Genomic DNA, 16,927 nt, shown 5'->3' with positions numbered 1-16,927 from the left:
CCTGCCAGTACGCGGCAAAGCGTCGCGTAGATGCCGTCAAGCTGTCGGACTGATAGAATCGCCGCCGGTTCATACGAGATTAATCCATGCACGACACCCACAACGAGCGCATGAGCAGCAGCGAAACCCGCGCCGCTGGCGGCCTGGCCTTGGTCTTTGCCTTTCGTATGCTGGGCATGTTCATGGTCTTGCCGGTGCTTGCCACCTACGGGATGGACCTGGCAGGCGCAACGCCGGCGCTGATCGGCCTGGCCATCGGTGCCTATGGCCTGACCCAGGCGGTGTTGCAGATCCCGTTTGGCATGGTGTCCGACCGTATCGGCCGGCGCCCGGTGATCTACCTCGGGCTGGTGGTGTTCGCCCTGGGCAGTGTGCTGGCGGCCCAGGCGGACTCGATCTGGGGCGTAATCGCCGGGCGTATCCTGCAGGGCGCCGGGGCTATTTCTGCCGCCGTCATGGCGCTGCTGTCCGACCTCACCCGCGAACAGCACCGCACCAAGGCCATGGCCATGATCGGCATGAGCATCGGTTTGTCCTTCGCCGTGGCGATGGTCATCGGGCCACTGCTGACAAGTGCCTTCGGGTTGTCAGGTTTGTTCCTTGCCACTGCAGGTCTTGCCCTGGTCGGGATCGCCCTCATCGCGTTCGTGGTGCCGGCCACCCACACCCTGTTGCAGCACCGCGAATCCGGCGTGGCACGCCAGGCCATCGGGCCAACCCTGCGCCACCCGGACCTTTTGCGCCTGGACGCGAGCATCTTCATCCTGCACGCCATCCTCATGGCAAGCTTTGTCGCACTGCCGTTGGCGTTCGTCGAGCGTGGCGGCCTGCCGAAGGAGCAGCACTGGTGGGTATACCTGACCGCGTTGTTCGTCTCATTTTTTGCAATGGTGCCGTTCATCATCTACGGCGAGAAAAAGCGCAAGATGAAACGCGTGCTGGCCGGGGCGGTCAGTGTGCTGCTGCTGGTGGAGGTGTTCTTCTGGCAGTGGGCTGACGGTTTGCGCGGACTGGTGATCGGCACCGTGGTATTCTTCACTGCATTCAACCTGCTGGAGGCATCGCTGCCTTCGCTGGTGAGCAAGGTGTCACCCGCCGGTGGCAAAGGGACGGCGATGGGGGTTTACTCCACCAGCCAGTTTCTCGGTGCGGCCTTGGGCGGCATCATGGGCGGCTGGTTGTTCCAGCACGGCGGGCTGAACCTGGTGTTCCTCGGTTGCGCAATACTGTGTGCCATCTGGCTGGTCGTCGCCTTGAGCATGAACGAGCCGCCGTATGTGACCAGCCTGCGCATGCCCTTGACGCCTGAGGCCGCAAACGAAGCCGGCTTGGCCACGCGGCTGATGGCCGTGCCTGGCGTGACCGACGCCGTGGTGGTGGCAGAGGAAGCAGCCGTCTACATCAAACTGGATACGAAAATTTTGGACCGCACGACCCTGGAGCGCCTGGTAAACCCAGCCTCAGCGGCGTGCGAAGCCTAGGAGAACGTTATGGCCCGTGGGGTTAACAAAGTCATTCTGGTCGGCACCTGTGGCCAGGATCCCGAAGTCCGCTACCTGCCCAACGGTAACGCCGTGACCAACCTGAGCCTGGCTACCAGCGAGCAGTGGACCGACAAGCAGTCGGGCCAGAAGGTCGAGCGTACCGAGTGGCACCGTGTGTCGCTGTTCGGCAAGGTTGCCGAGATTGCCGGCGAATACCTGCGCAAAGGCTCGCAGTGCTACATCGAAGGCAAGCTGCAGACCCGCGAGTGGGAAAAGGACGGCATCAAGCGTTACACCACCGAAATCATTGTCGACATCAACGGCACCATGCAACTGCTCGGCGGTCGCCCGCAGAACCAGCAGCAAGGCGGTGACCCGTACAATCAGGGTGGTGGCAACTATGGTGGCGGCCAGCCGCAGCAGCAATACAACCAGGCCCCCCGCCAGCAGGCCCCGCGCCCGCAACAGCAACAGCGCCCGGCACCGCAGCAGCAGCCAGCACAGCAGCCGGCCGCAGACTTTGACAGCTTTGATGACGATATTCCGTTCTGATCGAACGGCACGCGTTCAGCAAGACCAGAAACCCAGGGCAGTTGCTCTGGGTTTTTTTTACCCACATCAACAGCGACAACTCGGCGATCAGCCACGGCTGGCGATTTATCTGGTTGTGACACGCATCACCGCACTTTCACGTTACTACCAAGAGGCGCCGGCCATGATCCGCGCGTCCAAACCTGATCAGGAGTGCACGATGGATCTCAACCGTCGGCAATTCTTCAAGGTCGCCGCCGTAGGCCTTGGAGGCTCGAGTCTTGCGGCGTTGGGTATGGCCCCGACGCCTGCGTTTGCCGAGCAGGTGCGTCATTTCAAACTGACGCACACCAAAGAAACCCGTAACACCTGCCCCTACTGTTCGGTCGGCTGCGGCCTGATCATGTACAGCCAGGGTGATGCGGGCAAGAACGTCAAGCAGAGCATCATCCACATCGAAGGCGATGCCGATCACCCGGTAAACCGCGGCACCCTGTGCCCCAAAGGCGCGGGCCTGCTGGACTTCATCCACAGCGAGAGCCGTCTCAAGTACCCCGAGATCCGCAAGCCGGGCAGCAATCAATGGGTACGGGTCAGCTGGGATGAGGCGCTCGACCGGGTCGCTGGCCTGATGAAAGAAGACCGCGATGCCAACTTCATCGAAAAGAACGCCCAGGGGCAAACGGTCAACCGTTGGCTAACCACCGGCTTTCTCGCTGCATCGGCCGCCTCCAGCGAGGCTGGCTACCTGACCCACAAGGTCGTCCGCGCTACAGGCATGCTGGGGTTCGATAACCAAGCACGTGTCTGACATGGCCCGACGGTGGCAAGTCTTGCCCCGACGTACGGCCGTGGCGCCATGACCAACCATTGGTCAGATATCGCCAACGCGAATCTGGTCCTGGTGATGGGTGGCAACGCAGCAGAAGCGCATCCTTGCGGCTTCAAATGGGTGACCGAGGCCAAAGCGCACAACAAGGCGCGGCTGATCGTGGTCGACCCAAGGTTTACCCGTACCGCTTCGGTAGCCGATTACTATGCGCCGATCCGTACCGGTACCGACATCGCGTTCATGGGCGGGTTGATCAATTACCTGCTTAGCAACGACAAGATTCAGCACGAGTACGTGCGCAACTACACCGACGTGTCGTTCATCGTCAAAGATACCTATGGCTTCGAAGACGGGCTGTTCAGCGGCTACGACGAAAGCAAGCGTATCTATGCCGACAAATCCGGCTGGGGTTATGAGCTGGGTGAGGATGGTTTTGCCAAGGTCGACCCGACCCTGCAGCACCCACGTTGCGTGTTCCAGCTGATGAAGCAGCACTACAGCCGCTACACCCCTGAACTGGCGAGCATGACCTGTGGCATGCCCCAGGACGCGATGATGAAGGTATGGGAAGAAATTGCCACGTGCTCGGCACCCGGCAAGACCATGACCATCCTCTACGCATTGGGCTGGACGCAGCATTCGATTGGTGCGCAGATCATCCGCAGTGCGGCCATGGTGCAACTGCTGCTGGGTAACGTGGGCATGCCGGGGGGCGGGGTCAACGCGCTGCGTGGCCACTCCAACATCCAGGGGCTGACTGACTTGGGGCTGCTGTCCAACTCGCTGCCCGGCTACCTCACCCTGGCTGGCGATGCCGAACAGGACTACACCGCTTACATCGACAAGCGCGCGTCCAAGCCGCTGCGCCCTGGGCAACTGTCGTACTGGCAGAACTACGGCAAATTCCATGTCAGCCTGATGAAGGCCTGGTATGGCCCGAATGCCACCGCCGAGAACAACTGGGGCTACGACTGGCTGCCCAAGCTCGACGTGCCGGCCTACGACGTGCTGCGCATGTTCGAGATGATGAGCCAGGGCAAGGTCAACGGCTACATGTGCCAGGGCTTCAACCCGATCGCCGCGTTGCCGGACAAGAACCGCGTCACCGCCGCACTGGCCAAGCTCAAGTGGCTGGTAGTGATGGACCCGCTGGCGACCGAGACGTCCGAGTTCTGGCGCAACGCGGGGCCGTACAATGACGTGGACACGGCCAACATCCAGACCGAAGTGATCCGCCTGCCCACCACCTGCTTCGCCGAAGAAGACGGTTCGCTGGTCAATAGTAGCCGTTGGTTGCAGTGGCACTGGAAAGGCGCCGATGGCCCGGGCGAGACCCGCACCGATGTGCAGATCATGAGCGAGCTGTTCCTGCGCATGCGCCAGCGCTACCAGAAAGAGGGCGGGGCTTACCCCGACCCGCTGCTGAACATCCACTGGCCGTACAAGATCGCCGATGAACCATCCCCCGAGGAACTGGCCAAGGAGATGAACGGCTGGGCAGTAACGGACCTCACCGACCCAACCGGCGCCGCCATCAAGGCCGGCCAGCAGCTTTCTGGTTTCGGCCAGCTCAAGGACGACGGCAGTACTGCGTCCGGCTGCTGGATCTTCGCCGGGTGCTGGACCGAGCAGGGCAACCAGATGGCTCGCCGCGACAACAGCGACCCCTACGGTATGCACCAGGTGCAGAACTGGGCGTGGGCGTGGCCTGCCAACCGCCGCATCCTCTACAACCGCGCCTCCAGCGACCCACAGGGCAAGCCTTGGGACCCGGAGAAAAAACGCCTGGTGTGGTGGAATGGCAAGGCCTGGGGCGGTACTGACGTGCCGGACTTCAAGGTGGACTCGCCGCCGGAGGCGGGCATGAACCCGTTCATCATGAACCCCGAGGGCGTGGCGCGTTTCTTTGCCATCGACAAGATGGCCGAAGGGCCATTCCCTGAGCACTATGAACCGTTCGAGACGCCCATTGGCATCAACCCGCTGCACCCGAACAACAAGAAGGTGATCAGCAACCCTGCCGGGCGCATCTTCGATTCGGTGTGGGAAACCCTCGGTACCCACGACGAGTTCCCGTATGCGGCCACCACCTACCGGCTGACAGAGCACTTCCACTTCTGGAGCAAGCATTGCCGGCTAAACGCAATTGCCCAGCCCGAGCAGTTTGTCGAGATTGGCGAAGTACTGGCCAACGAGAAAGGCATAAAGGCCGGCGACCGGGTACGGGTGTCGAGCAAGCGCGGGCATATCGACGCGGTGGCGGTGGTGACCAAGCGGATACGCCCGTTGCAGGTGAACAACCAGACCGTGCACCAGATCGGTATCCCGTTGCACTGGGGCTTCACCGGGGCGACCCGTCACGGGTACCTGACCAACACCTTGGTGCCGTTCCTGGGCGATGGTAATACCCAGACACCAGAGTCCAAGTCGTTCCTCGTCAAAGTGGAGAAACGCTGATGGCCAGCCAAGACATCATTGCCCGCTCGGCCACCACCACCGTGCCGCCTTCGGTGCGCCAGCAGGAGCAGGTCGCCAAGCTGATCGACACCACCAAGTGCATCGGTTGCAAGGCCTGCCAGGTGGCGTGCTCGGAGTGGAACGAGCTGCGCGACGAGGTGGGGCACAACCACGGCACCTACGACAACCCCCAGGACCTCAGTGCCGAAACCTGGACGTTGATGCGCTTCACCGAGCATGAGCGCGACGATGGCAACCTGGAGTGGTTGATCCGCAAGGACGGCTGCATGCACTGTGCAGAGCCAGGCTGCCTGAAGGCGTGCCCCAGCCCGGGGGCGATCATCAAGCACGCCAACGGTATTGTCGACTTCAACCAGGACCATTGCATTGGCTGCGGCTACTGCATCACTGGCTGCCCGTTCAACATCCCGCGCATCTCGCAGAAGGACCACAAGGCCTACAAGTGCACCCTGTGTTCGGACCGCGTGAGCGTAGGGCTGGAACCTGCCTGCGTGAAAACCTGCCCGACCGGCGCAATCGTGTTCGGCACCAAGGACGAGATGAAGGTGCATGCCGACGAGCGCATCGTCGACCTGAAGTCACGGGGTTACGACAAGGCCGGGCTGTACGACCCGGATGGCGTCGGCGGTACCCATGTGATGTACGTGCTGCACCACGCCGATACGCCCAAGCTGTATGCCGGCCTGCCGGACCAGCCGGTGATCAGCCCACTGGTAGGGCTGTGGAAGGGCTTCACCAAGCCATTGGCGCTGTTGGCCATGGGGGCTGCGGTGCTGGCCGGGTTCTTCCACTACGTGCGCATCGGGCCTCAGCGGGTGGAGGAGGATGAACACCCGACCCCGCCTGATGACGTGCATCAGGTGGACCCGGCAGTGCATGTGTACGACCCGACCAAGCCTGGTGGGCAAGGGGAGCAGCGGCCATGAACCACAACAAACCCATCCTGCGCTACAACGCCAACGAGCGCACCAACCACTGGGTGGTGGCGATCCTGTTCTTCATGGCCGGGCTGTCCGGGCTGGCGCTGTTCCACCCGGCGCTGTTCTGGCTCAGCAACCTGTTCGGCGGTGGGCCGTGGACGCGTATTCTGCACCCGTTCCTGGGCGTCGCGATGTTCGTGTTCTTCCTTGGCCTGGTAATCCGCTTCTGGCGCGCCAACTTCATCACCGCCAACGACCGGCTATGGCTGCGGCGCGTGGACCGGGTGATGCGCAACCAGGAGGATGGCGTGCCCCCAATCGGCAAGTACAACGCCGGCCAGAAGTTGCTGTTCTGGACGCTGCTGGTGTGCATGTTGATTCTGTTGGTCAGTGGCGTGGTGATCTGGCGTGCCTACTTCAGCCAGTATTTCGGCATTGGCGCCATACGCCTGGCTACCTTGCTGCATGCCCTGGCGGCCTTCGTGCTGGTGCTCAGCATCATCGTGCACATCTACGCAGGCATCTGGATCAAGGGCTCGGTTGGCGCCATGCTGCACGGCTGGGTAAGCCGCGCCTGGGCGCGCAAGCACCATGAGTTGTGGTACCGCGAAGTGACGGGTGACAAGACGCCGTCCGATCACCGCAGAAAAGAAGGATGAACGCTTGAGCAGCATACTCGAACCCGGGCAGATCGAAGCGTCGGCGGTCATGCCGCCGTTTCTGCACTTGCCGCCGGCCAACCTGTTCGCCTTGCGCGCCGCCCGCCTGGAGCGCCTGGCTGAAGGCAACCCGCTGCGCCGCTACCTGCTGTTGGTGGCACGGCTGTGCCGCATTCAGCAGCAGCTTGTGGACAACCCACCCTCTGCATTGCCTGTTGCCGAGGACCGTCAGCGCTTGTGTATAAGCCACGGCCTGCCGCCCTTGGCGGCTGACAGCCTGGTCCGCGAAGGGGCCTGGCTGGCATGGTTGCAGGCGCTGTTGGGCCACTTCGACGAGCCTGCCGATAGCCCGCTGGGTACAGCGGTGCAGCTGCTGCGCAGAAGTGATGACAACCAGCGCAAGGGCTGGGGCATCGCCTTGCTCTCGGGGCAGTACGATGCGGTGCCGGCGGCCTTGGTGCCGTTCATGGGGGCTGCCTTGCAAGCGGCATGGTCCAGCTGGCTGCTGGCGTTGCCCGGCACCGAGCTCAAGCCTGCCGCCAGCCTGGCCCAGTGCCCGGCCTGTGGCTCGCCGGCCATGGCTGGGGTGGTGCGCAACCGCGGCAAGCATAATGGCCTGCGCTACCTGGCCTGCTCGCTGTGTGCCTGTGAATGGCACGTGGTGCGCGTCAAATGCGTGTACTGCGAGTCGAGCAAGGGCCTGCGCTACACCACCCTCGACGACGACCGCCACTCCCCGGGCAAGGCGCCGTTGCGCGCGGAGTGCTGCCCAGGCTGCAACAGTTACCTCAAGCAGCATTACCTGGAAAACGACGCGGCGGCTGAGCCACTGGCTGACGACCTGGCAACGCTGGCGCTGGACATGTGCCTGGACCAGGAAGGCTTCCATCGCCTGGCGCCGAACCTGATGCTTGCCCCAGGTCAGGGGTAGAGTGTCTACACTGTAAGACCGAGTCGCCTGCATCGTCGGCAAGCCGGCTCCCATAGGGGTTACAGAAAACGCCTGTGGGGCCGGCTCGCTGGCGACAAAGGCCAGTACCGCAAACGGACCAGCCCAGGGTAGTACCGCATGTCCCTCAGCTTAGCCAGCGACACCCCACGCCTGCCTTCCATCGATACACTGCTGCGTCACCCCGCCTGCCACCCGCTGATCGACCGCCACGGCCGCGACGCCGTCCTGGCCACGTTGCGTCAACTGCTCGACGACCTGCGCGAACCGGCCCGCGCTGGCGAACTCAGCGCCCCCGAGCTGGCTGGCGAAGTGCTGCTGGGCCGTGCCGGCGAGCGGCTGGCCAGCCAGCAACGCAGCCAGGTTCGCCGGGTGTTCAACCTCACTGGCACCGTGCTGCATACCAACCTCGGCCGGGCGTTGCTGCCTGAAGAGGCCATCGAGGCCATGCACACCGCGGCGCGCTACCCGCTGAACCTGGAGTTCGACCTGGCCACCGGCAAGCGCGGCGACCGTGATGACCTGATCGAGGGGCTGGTGCGCGAGTTGACCGGTGCCGAAGCCGTCACCGTGGTCAACAACAACGCGGCGGCGGTCATGCTGGCCCTGAACAGCCTGGGCGCGCGCAAGGAAGGTATTATCTCCCGGGGTGAACTGATCGAGATTGGTGGCGCCTTCCGCATCCCCGACATCATGGCCCGTGCCGGGGTCAAGCTGCACGAAATCGGTACCACCAACCGTACCCACGCCCGCGACTACGAGGCCGCTATCGGCCCGCGTACCGGTTTGCTGATGCGCGTGCATTGCAGCAACTACAGCATCCAGGGCTTCACGCACCAGGTGCCTACCGCAGAGCTTGCGCGCATCGCCCGTCAGCACCAGTTACCACTGCTCGAAGACCTGGGCAGCGGTAGCCTGCTGGACCTCACGCGCTGGGGCCTGCCGGCCGAGCCCACCGTTCGCCAGGCCCTGGCTGACGGCGCTGATATCGTTACCTTCAGCGGTGACAAACTGCTGGGTGGGCCACAAGCCGGCATTATCGTCGGCCGCAAGGAGCTGATCGCCCGTATCAAGAAAAACCCGCTCAAGCGTGCCCTGCGCGTCGACAAGATCACCCTTGCCGCGCTCGAAGCAGTACTGGCGCTGTACCGCAACCCCGACCGGTTGGCCGAACGCCTGCCCAGCCTGCAGTTGCTTACCCGTAGCCAAACGGATATCCAGGCGCAGGCCGAACGCCTGGAACCCGAGCTGAAGGCCCGCCTGGGTGAACAGTGGGCCGTGAGCGTGCAACCTGCCTTGGGTATGATCGGCAGTGGCAGCCAGCCTGTGGCACGCCTGCCCAGCGCCGCGTTGTGCGTGCGCCCGCTGGTGCCCAAGCGATTGCGCGGGCGCAGCCTGCATGCGCTGGAGCGTGCACTGCGCGAGCTGCCAGTGCCGGTCATTGGCCGCATTGACGATGACGCCTTGTGGCTCGACCTGCGCCAACTGGACGACGAGCCCCAGTGGCTGGCGCAGTTGCCCGGCCTGCACGTGGGGCCGGTGCAGTGATCGTTGGCACAGCCGGCCACATCGACCATGGCAAGACTGCCTTGCTGCAGGCGCTCACCGGCCAGGCCGGCGACCATCGCCAGGAAGAACGGGCACGGGGCATGACCATCGACCTCGGCTACCGCTATGCGGCGCTGGCGGAGGGCGCGCCGCTGACGGGCTTTATCGACGTGCCGGGTCACGAGCGTTTCATCCACAACATGCTGGCCGGTGCCCACGGCATCGACCTGGTGCTGTTGGTGGTGGCGGCGGACGACGGGGTCATGCCGCAGACCCGCGAGCACCTGGCGATCATCCAGCTGCTGGGCATCCCCCAGGCCCTAGTGGCGATCAGCAAAAGTGACCGTGTCGAACCTGAACGCCTAGCGCAGGTGCAGCGGCAGGTCAGCGAGCTGCTGGCGCCAGGGCCCTATGCCGGCGCGCAGCAGTTTGCAGTGTCGAGTATCACCGGGGCAGGGGTGGAGGCGCTGCGTCAGGCCTTGGTGATGGCGGGGCGTGATGTGCAGCGCCGCAGCGTGGCCGGCGGTTTTCGCCTGGCGGTAGACCGCGCCTTCGCCGTCACCGGTGCCGGTGTAGTGGTAACCGGTACCGCGTTGGCCGGGCAGGTAAGGGCTGGCGATACGCTGTTGCTGGGCAAGGCCGGCAAACCGGTACGCGTGCGCGGGTTACACGCGCAGAACCAGCCAGCGCTGGTGGCAGAAGCGGGGCAGCGGGTGGCGCTGAATATCGCTGCCGAGCGCCTGGCGGTAGAGCACGTGCGCCGGGGCGACTGGCTGGTGCCCCAGTGGCTGCATGCGCCCAGCGTAAGGGTAGACATCGAGCTGCACTTGCTACCGGGCGAGGGGCGGGTATTCGAACATTTCAATGCTGTGCATGTGCACCTGGGCACTCAGGATGTAACTGCCAGGGTTGCCCTGCTGGAAGGGCCAAGCCTTGCCCCTGGCCAGCGCATGTTCGCCCAGTTGTTGCTGAACGCACCCCTGCAGGCTGTGCATGGCGACCGCCTGGTGCTACGTGACCAGCGTGCCCAGCACACCCTGGGCGGGGGCATGGTGCTCGACCCGTTCGCCCCCAGCCGGCAGCGCCGCAGTGAACAGCGCCTGCAACAGTTGCAGGTGCTGCGTGATGCGCCAGGGCTTGAGCAGGCGCTGCCAGGGCTGCTGGCCAGTGCCGTCGGTGGCATCGACCCCCAGCGCCTGGAGCGGCAATTCAATCGCCTGCGCAATACCTGGGCATTACCCGAGGATGTCCAGGTGATCGCCACACGGCAGGGGCAGTTGTTGTTCGCCAACGCCCAATGGCAGGCACTGCGGCAAGAACTGCTCAGCCAGCTGGCGCTGTTTCACGTACAGGAGCCCGACCAGCTTGGCCCCGACCGCGACCGGCTGAGGCGCTTTGCAGCCATGCCCCTTGAGCGCCCGGCCTTCGTCAGCCTAGTGGATGAGCTGTTGGCGCAGGGCGACCTGGCCAGCAGCGGGGCCTGGCTGCACCTACCGGATCACAAGGTTCAGCTGAGCGACGCAGACACGGCGTTGTGGGCACGCTTGCAGCCCCGGCTGCTGGCAGGGCTGTACGACCCGCCCTGGGTCAGGACACTGGCGAGTGAAGAAAACTGCGCCGAAGCTGACGTCCGCCTGCTGCTGCGCAAGCTGGCCCGGTTAGGGCTGGTGCACCAGGTGGTGCGTGACCTGTTCTACCCGCAAGCCACGCTGGAGCGCATGGCAGAGCTGTTGCAGAGCCACATCGATGCCACGCCGGTAGTGCAGGTTGCGGCGTTTCGCGATATGTTGGGCATCGGTCGCAAGCGCAGTGTGCAGATTCTGGAGTATTTCGACCGTATTGGCCTGACCCGCAGGGTGGCCGACCAGCGCCACATTCGCGCTGACAGCGCCCTGGCCCACCAGCAGGCCAGGCACTGACTCAAAGGAAGGCAATCGCGCCCGGTGGCGCGGCCGGGCTTCAAACCCGGTTGGGGACGGCATCCGTTCCCGGGCAGGTTCGACTCCCGCTGCCTTCCGCCACTTCTACCGCTCCCCGCACAGCTCCAGGGCAAACCACTGCTCGGCCTCGTCGACGTTCAGGCCAGCGCCCAGCAGGGCGAACATCTTGGCCAGCGCAGCTTCGCGAGTCATGCCGCCGCCACTCACCAACCCCGCACCACGCAGGCGATTGCCTGCGGCGTAGGTGTCGAACACCACATCGCCTTCCGGGCACTGGCTGATGGCTGCCAGCAGCACGCCGCGCTGGCGCGCTTCACGCAGAGTGTCCAGTAGTGCCTGGTCATCTGACGGCCCGGTGCCGCTGCCGTAGCATTCCAGCAGAACGCCTTGCACGCCGCTGGCCAGCAACCCCTGCACGTGAGCGGCCTGCAGGCCTGGGAACACCGGTACCACCGCCAGGTTGACCGGCTGGCGAGGGTGGCGATAGGTCAATGCAGCGGGCAGTTCTGCTGCGCGCTCGCTGTGGCGATGACGGGGCAGCGCGGCGAAGGCATCGAAGGCCTCGCTGCGCAGCTTCGAGGCGTGGCAACCGTGCAGCAGGCGACCATGGAAGTAGAGCTGTACGCCGGCTTCAAGGCCCTGTTCGAACTGTTGCAACGCACCGCACAGGTTACCCCAGGCATCGCTGTCGGGGGCGCCTGCTGGCAGCATCGAGCCGGTCAGCAGCACCGGCACCGGCAGGCCCAGCAGCAGGAACGACAGCGCCGCAGCACTGTAGGCCAGGGTATCGGTGCCATGCAGCACCAGCACACCATCATGGCCGGCCACTTCCACCGCCTGCACGATGGCATCGCGCATGGCCAGCCAGTTGCGTTGCTGCATGTTGGCGCTGTCGAGCAGCGGGTTAAGTTCCTGCAAGGTCCACTGGACCTTGGGCGCGTCGGCCATCAGGGCGAAGTGGTCACGCATGCGGGCATCGAAACCGCCAGCGGGGGCCAGGCCCTCGGGGGTTTCAAGCATGCCGATGGTGCCACCGGTGTAGAGCACGAGGAGGTTCTTGACTGCACGCATGGAGAGCATCCGTAGCGGTGAGCGGAGAAAGAAAAGCCGCCCGCGAACGGGGCGGCTTGGCACGGCAGGGTATCAGCGCTGCAGTTCGGCCTGGCCGACTGCTTTGTCAGAAGCTGTGTCCACCTGCGGGTTGGCAGGCCATGCGTTGCGGTCCAGGTCCAGGTCGGCGAACTTGGCCGAGTCAAACACTGGCTGCTTGATACCCGCCTTGCGCTGGGTATCGTAGTCGCGCATTACGCGCAGGCCGACCTTGAACAGCAGGGCCAGGGCCATCAGGTTGACGAAGGCCAGGCAGGTCATGGTGATGTCGGCGAAGGCAAACACGGTCGACAGGTCCTGCATCGAACCCCATACCACCAGGGCCAGTACCAGTACCCGGAACACCATCAGCACTGCGCGGTTGCGGCTCAGGAACTGCAGGCTGTTTTCGCCCAGGTAGTAGTTGTAGAGGATGCAGGTGAACACGAACAGCGACAGCGCCACGCTGACGAAGATGCGGCCCCAGTCACCGACCACGGCGGCCAGCGAGTTCTGGGTCAGCACGATACCGTCACCTTCGAAGCCCGGGGTGTAGAAACCCGACAGCAGAATCAGCAGGGCGGTGCAGGTGCAGATCACGAAGGTATCGAGGAACACGCTGAACGCCTGCACCACGCCTTGCGCACCTGGGTGCTTGACGGCAGCCACAGCGGCCACGTTAGGCGCACTGCCCAGGCCCGCCTCGTTGGCGAACACGCCGCGCTTCACGCCCATGACGATGGCACTGCCCAGCAGGCCGCCAAAGGCAGGGTCGAGGCCGAAGGCGCTCTTGAAGATGGTTTCGAGCATGGCGGGCACGTGTTCGATCTGGGTGCCGATCACGTACAGGGTCACGCCGATGTAGGCCAGGGTCTTGATCGGCACCAGCAGGTCGGACACCGCCGCGATGCGCTTGATACCACCGATGAAGGTGATGGCCAGCAGCACCGCCAGCACGATACCGGTGTGGCGCGGATCGAAGTTGAAGGCGTTCTGCAGCGAGTGGGTCACGGTGTACGACTGCAGCCCGATGAAGGCGAAGCCGTAGGTGACCAGCAGCAGGATCGAGAACACGATCGCCATGCCCTTGTATTTCAGGCCATGCTGGATGTAGTAGGCCGGGCCACCGCGGTACAGGCCATCGCCGTCGGCGCGCTTGTACACCTGGGCCAGCGTACATTCGAAGAAGCTGCTGGACATGCCCACCAGCGCGGTTACCCACATCCAGAACACGGCACCAGGGCCGCCCAGGGTTACAGCGATACCAACACCTGCAATGTTACCGGCGCCAACGCGGCCGGCGAGGCTCAGCATCAGGGCCTGGAAGGAGCTCAGTTGGCCTGCCTGGCCACGCAGCGATTCCTTGAACACACCGAACATGTGTGCAAAGTGGCGGAACTGGACGAATCGGGAACGGATGGTGAAGTAGCTACCCAGCCCCACGATCAGCACGATGAGAAGTTTCCCCGAGAGGAAATCGTTGATTACTTCGAGCATTGGAAAATGACCTCGATTCTTATTCTTCGTATGGAAAGACCAGCGGACGGCAGGCGCACCGCTATTCGTTGGGGCGCATGGTTGGCCATGACAAGAGTGGTTACAATTTCGCGGGTTGCTCACACTTGATGCGACTTGATGCTACACTTGCGCCATTCGCGTCATCCGGGTTTTGCACATGAGCGATCATTTCGCTACCAATCTGAAGCTGGCTTGCAGCCACTACCGCTCTATTTCCGAAGTTTGCCGGCAGCTGTCGATCAACAGGGCCCAGTTCAACAAATACCTGAGCGGGCAGAGCCGTCCGACGGCTTACAACCTCAAACGCATCGGTGACTTCTTCGGGGTCGAGGATTACGAGCTCAACCTGCCTGCCGAGCAGTTCTCGCGTCTGATCGGTGCGCGCGTCTCAACCCTCGTCGAGCAACCTGACGACCCGATCAGCGAGTTGTTCCGGCCGCTGCATGAACACGCTGGCAACCTGTCGCGCTATTGCGGTTACTACTTCGAGTATTCCAACTGCATGTCGGTGCCGGGCACCATCCTGGTGTCGTTGGTGCACCTGTGGGAGGAGCGCGGGCGCTTTCTGTTCGAACGCCAGGAACGCCAGGAGCGCTCCACCGCCACCGACCAGCACGCCGAAGTGCGCTGCCGCTACCTGGGCGCCGCGTTCCAGTTGCAGGACCGGGTGTTTCTCATCGACTACGAGTCGCTGACCTACAACGAGATGAGCCAGACCATCCTGATTCCCAGTTTCAAGAGCCGCATCACGCGCCTGAATGGGCTGAAGTCGGGCGTGTCCAGCGGAGACCGTCGCAACCCTGCGTGTACGCGGGTGGTGTGGGAGTACCTGGGGCAGGAGATCAATCGCATCAACGCCTATCGCCAAGTCAAACTGTACCGCCCGGACGACCCCCGTATAGATGACGATGTACGGGAGCGGCTGAGTGTGGGGCCTCTGCGTAACAGTCTGTTTGAAATCGAGTAAGCGGCCATCTGTACTGAGCGCTCGGTCATGGCGCGTAAAGCGGCCTAACGCTTGACCGAGCCTGTGGTTGGACTTCCCCGCCCGGAAACCGCAAAATGGCCGCTTTCCTTTACTAACCTCTCCGGATCTGCTGACTCTATGCGTATGCGCCTGATGCTGTTGGGTGGTGGCAATGCCCTTGGGCAAGCGCTGATTCGTCTTGGGGCCGAGGAGGACATCGCTTTCCTGGCCCCACGCCCCCCCGAGGATGGCTGGGCGCCGGCCAGCCTCACTCAGCTGCTTGACGATCATCGCCCCGACGCGGTGATCAACCTGGCCTATTACTTCGACTGGTTCCAGGCCGAATCGGTCAGCGAACCGCGCCTGGCTCTACAGGAGCGTGCCGTGGAGCGGCTGGCCGAATTGTGCCAGCACCATCAGATCACCCTGGTGCAGCCTTCGAGCTACCGGGTTTTCGATGGCTCAAGGGCTACCGCCTATAGCGAAAAGGACGAACCGCTGCCACTGGGCCTGCGTGGCCAGGCACTCTGGCGCATCGAGCAAAGCGTGCGGGCGGCGTGCCCCCAGCACGTATTGCTGCGCTTCGGCTGGCTGCTCGATGAAACCCTCGAGGGCTCCCTGGGGCGTTTCCTGACCCGTGCGGAGCAGCCGCACGAGCTGCTGTTGGCTGATGACCGGCGCGGCAACCCAACGCCAGTAGACGATGCGGCCAGGGTCATACTGTCTGTGCTCAAGCAGCTGGACTGCAGTTCACCCCTGTGGGGCACATATCACTACGCCGGCAACGAGGCGACCACGCCGCTGGCGCTGGGCCAGGCCATCCTTGCCGAGGCGGGCAAACACCGCCAGCTGGCCGTGCAGGCGCCTACCGCCCAGGCCCATGCCGCACGCCCGGATGCCAGCGAAGAGCCGCAGAACGCAGTGCTGGCCTGCAAGAAAATCCTTCACACCTTCGGCATCAAGCCGCGGGCCTGGCGTGCCGGCTTGCCGGCCCTACTGGACCGGTTCTACCGTCATGTCTGATTCCCCAATCCTGATCACCGGCGGCGCCGGCTTCATCGGCTCGCACCTGTGCGATGCATTGCTGGATAAAGGCTATGCGGTACGCATTGTCGATGACCTGTCCACGGGCAAGCGCAACAACTTGCCACTGCAACACCCCCGGCTCGAACTGATCGAGGGTGATATTGCAGATGCCGCACTTGTCCAGCGGGCGGTTGAAGGTTGCCAGGCGGTCGTGCACCTGGCTGCTGTGGCCTCGGTCCAGGCCTCGGTGGACGACCCGGTGCGCACGCACCAAAGCAACTTCATCGGCACCCTCAATGTGTGCGAGGCCATGCGCGTGCACGGTGTGCGCCGCGTGCTGTTCGCCTCCAGTGCTGCGGTATATGGCAACAACGGCGAAGGCCAGGCAATTGCCGAGGATACCCCGAAGGCGCCGCTGACCCCCTATGCGGTCGACAAGCTGGCCAGCGAGCAGTACCTGGACTTCTACCGTCGCCAGCACGGCCTGGAGCCGGTGGTGTTCCGTTTCTTCAATATTTTCGGCCCGCGGCAAGACCCGTCCTCGCCCTATTCCGGCGTTATCAGCATTTTCAGCGAGCGTGCATTGCAGGGGTTGCCGATCACGGTGTTCGGCGATGGCGAGCAGACCCGTGACTTCCTCTATGTCGGCGACCTGGTGCGGGTGATGGTGCAGGCGCTTGAGCAAGCGCAGGTAGGGGAGGGCGCAGTGAACATCGGCCTGAACCAGGCGACTTCGCTGAACCAGCTGCTGGCGGCGTTGCAGCAGGTGATAGGCAGCTTGCCGGCCATCAGCCATGCCGCGCCGCGTGCGGGTGACATTCGCCATTCCCGGGCGGATAACCAGCGCTTGCTGACACGCTTCGAATTCCCCCAGGCCACTTCACTGACCGAAGGGTTGGCACAGCTTTTGAGCAACCCCGCTACATCTCGGTAGGAATAGGGGCTGCAATGAAACGGGGCCGCGATGCGGCCCCGGTCATGGGTTG

13 protein-coding genes and 1 tRNA gene are annotated in these 16,927 nt (G+C 63.7%); 12 read left to right on the top strand and 2 right to left on the bottom strand.

Annotation, left to right across the window (positions count from 1 at the left end):
* Nucleotides 1-86 precede the first annotated feature (86 nt).
* From APH25_RS14080 to APH25_RS14035, 9 genes are all read left to right on the top strand, one after another.
* Nucleotides 87-1,481 carry an MFS transporter gene (locus APH25_RS14080; RefSeq protein WP_060482353.1) on the top strand — a complete coding sequence of 465 codons (1,395 nt, stop codon included), beginning with the start codon at nt 87-89 and terminating at the stop codon, nt 1,479-1,481.
* Between the two features lie 9 nt (nt 1,482-1,490).
* Nucleotides 1,491-2,036, top strand: coding sequence for a single-stranded DNA-binding protein (locus tag APH25_RS14075; RefSeq protein ID WP_060482352.1), 546 nt, complete (start codon nt 1,491-1,493; stop codon nt 2,034-2,036).
* Between the two features lie 199 nt (nt 2,037-2,235).
* Entirely contained in the window at nt 2,236-5,304 is a 3,069-nt protein-coding gene (gene fdnG / locus APH25_RS14065) for a formate dehydrogenase-N subunit alpha (protein WP_156333169.1), read from the top strand.
* On the top strand, nt 5,304-6,251 hold the full coding sequence (fdxH, locus tag APH25_RS14060) for a formate dehydrogenase subunit beta (RefSeq protein WP_028633070.1): 948 nt from the start codon (nt 5,304-5,306) through the stop codon (nt 6,249-6,251). Before fdnG ends, fdxH begins: the two co-directional genes overlap by 1 nt.
* Nucleotides 6,248-6,904, top strand: coding sequence for a formate dehydrogenase subunit gamma (locus tag APH25_RS14055; protein ID WP_060482349.1), 657 nt, complete (start codon nt 6,248-6,250; stop codon nt 6,902-6,904). Before fdxH ends, APH25_RS14055 begins: the two co-directional genes overlap by 4 nt.
* Nucleotides 6,905-6,908: 4 nt before the next feature.
* Entirely contained in the window at nt 6,909-7,835 is a 927-nt protein-coding gene (gene fdhE, locus APH25_RS14050) for a formate dehydrogenase accessory protein FdhE (RefSeq protein ID WP_060482348.1), read from the top strand.
* 138 nt (nt 7,836-7,973) lie between these two features.
* Nucleotides 7,974-9,401 (top strand): L-seryl-tRNA(Sec) selenium transferase, encoded by a 1,428-nt coding sequence (gene selA, locus APH25_RS14045; RefSeq protein ID WP_028633067.1) that lies wholly within the window; start codon nt 7,974-7,976, stop codon nt 9,399-9,401.
* A complete protein-coding gene (gene selB, locus APH25_RS14040; protein ID WP_060482365.1) occupies nt 9,398-11,320 on the top strand; it encodes a selenocysteine-specific translation elongation factor in 1,923 nt (640 codons plus the stop codon). The genes selA and selB overlap by 4 nt, the downstream gene beginning before the upstream one ends.
* A 6-nt stretch (nt 11,321-11,326) precedes the next feature.
* Nucleotides 11,327-11,422, top strand: a tRNA-Sec gene (locus APH25_RS14035).
* A gap of 3 nt (nt 11,423-11,425) precedes the next feature.
* On the opposite strand, the gene APH25_RS14030 is transcribed toward APH25_RS14035, so the two are convergent.
* Both APH25_RS14030 and APH25_RS14025 read right to left on the bottom strand, forming a co-directional pair.
* Nucleotides 11,426-12,412 (bottom strand): asparaginase, encoded by a 987-nt coding sequence (locus APH25_RS14030; RefSeq protein WP_028633065.1) that lies wholly within the window; start codon nt 12,410-12,412, stop codon nt 11,426-11,428.
* A 72-nt stretch (nt 12,413-12,484) separates the two neighbouring features.
* A complete protein-coding gene (locus APH25_RS14025; protein WP_060482347.1) occupies nt 12,485-13,927 on the bottom strand; it encodes a sodium:alanine symporter family protein in 1,443 nt (480 codons plus the stop codon).
* A 178-nt stretch (nt 13,928-14,105) separates the two neighbouring features.
* On the opposite strand from APH25_RS14025, the gene APH25_RS14020 reads away from it, so the two are divergent.
* The 3 genes from APH25_RS14020 to APH25_RS14010 all read left to right on the top strand — a co-directional run bounded on the left by APH25_RS14020 (nt 14,106) and on the right by APH25_RS14010 (nt 16,875).
* Nucleotides 14,106-14,915, top strand: a complete 810-nt coding sequence (locus APH25_RS14020) for a helix-turn-helix transcriptional regulator (RefSeq protein WP_060482346.1) — start codon at nt 14,106-14,108, stop codon at nt 14,913-14,915.
* Nucleotides 14,916-15,053: 138 nt separating this feature from the next.
* On the top strand, nt 15,054-15,938 hold the full coding sequence (locus tag APH25_RS14015; RefSeq protein WP_082428303.1) for a sugar nucleotide-binding protein: 885 nt from the start codon (nt 15,054-15,056) through the stop codon (nt 15,936-15,938).
* Entirely contained in the window at nt 15,931-16,875 is a 945-nt protein-coding gene (locus APH25_RS14010; protein WP_060482345.1) for an NAD-dependent epimerase/dehydratase family protein, read from the top strand. Before APH25_RS14015 ends, APH25_RS14010 begins: the two co-directional genes overlap by 8 nt.
* Nucleotides 16,876-16,927: the final 52 nt, after the last annotated feature.

This window comes from Pseudomonas sp. NBRC 111119 (assembly GCF_001320125.1).
GTDB lineage: Bacteria > Pseudomonadota > Gammaproteobacteria > Pseudomonadales > Pseudomonadaceae > Aquipseudomonas > Aquipseudomonas parafulva.
Note: the sequence above shows the minus strand (reverse complement) of the source record. Positions and strands in the feature narration are given on the sequence as shown.

Excerpts from the sequence above, each read along its gene's own strand:
- APH25_RS14015 (WP_082428303.1), top strand. The coding sequence starts at position 15,054 with ATGCGTATGCGCCTGATGCTGTTGGGTGGTGGCAATGCCCTTGGGCAA.
- APH25_RS14080 (WP_060482353.1), top strand. The coding sequence starts at position 87 with ATGCACGACACCCACAACGAGCGCATGAGCAGCAGCGAAACCCGCGCC.
- APH25_RS14020 (WP_060482346.1), top strand. The coding sequence starts at position 14,106 with ATGAGCGATCATTTCGCTACCAATCTGAAGCTGGCTTGCAGCCACTAC.
- fdxH (WP_028633070.1), top strand. The coding sequence starts at position 5,304 with ATGGCCAGCCAAGACATCATTGCCCGCTCGGCCACCACCACCGTGCCG.
- selA (WP_028633067.1), top strand. The coding sequence starts at position 7,974 with ATGTCCCTCAGCTTAGCCAGCGACACCCCACGCCTGCCTTCCATCGAT.
- APH25_RS14025 (WP_060482347.1), bottom strand. The coding sequence starts at position 13,927 with ATGCTCGAAGTAATCAACGATTTCCTCTCGGGGAAACTTCTCATCGTG.
- APH25_RS14030 (WP_028633065.1), bottom strand. The coding sequence starts at position 12,412 with ATGCGTGCAGTCAAGAACCTCCTCGTGCTCTACACCGGTGGCACCATC.
- APH25_RS14075 (WP_060482352.1), top strand. The coding sequence starts at position 1,491 with ATGGCCCGTGGGGTTAACAAAGTCATTCTGGTCGGCACCTGTGGCCAG.
- APH25_RS14055 (WP_060482349.1), top strand. The coding sequence starts at position 6,248 with ATGAACCACAACAAACCCATCCTGCGCTACAACGCCAACGAGCGCACC.
- APH25_RS14010 (WP_060482345.1), top strand. The coding sequence starts at position 15,931 with ATGTCTGATTCCCCAATCCTGATCACCGGCGGCGCCGGCTTCATCGGC.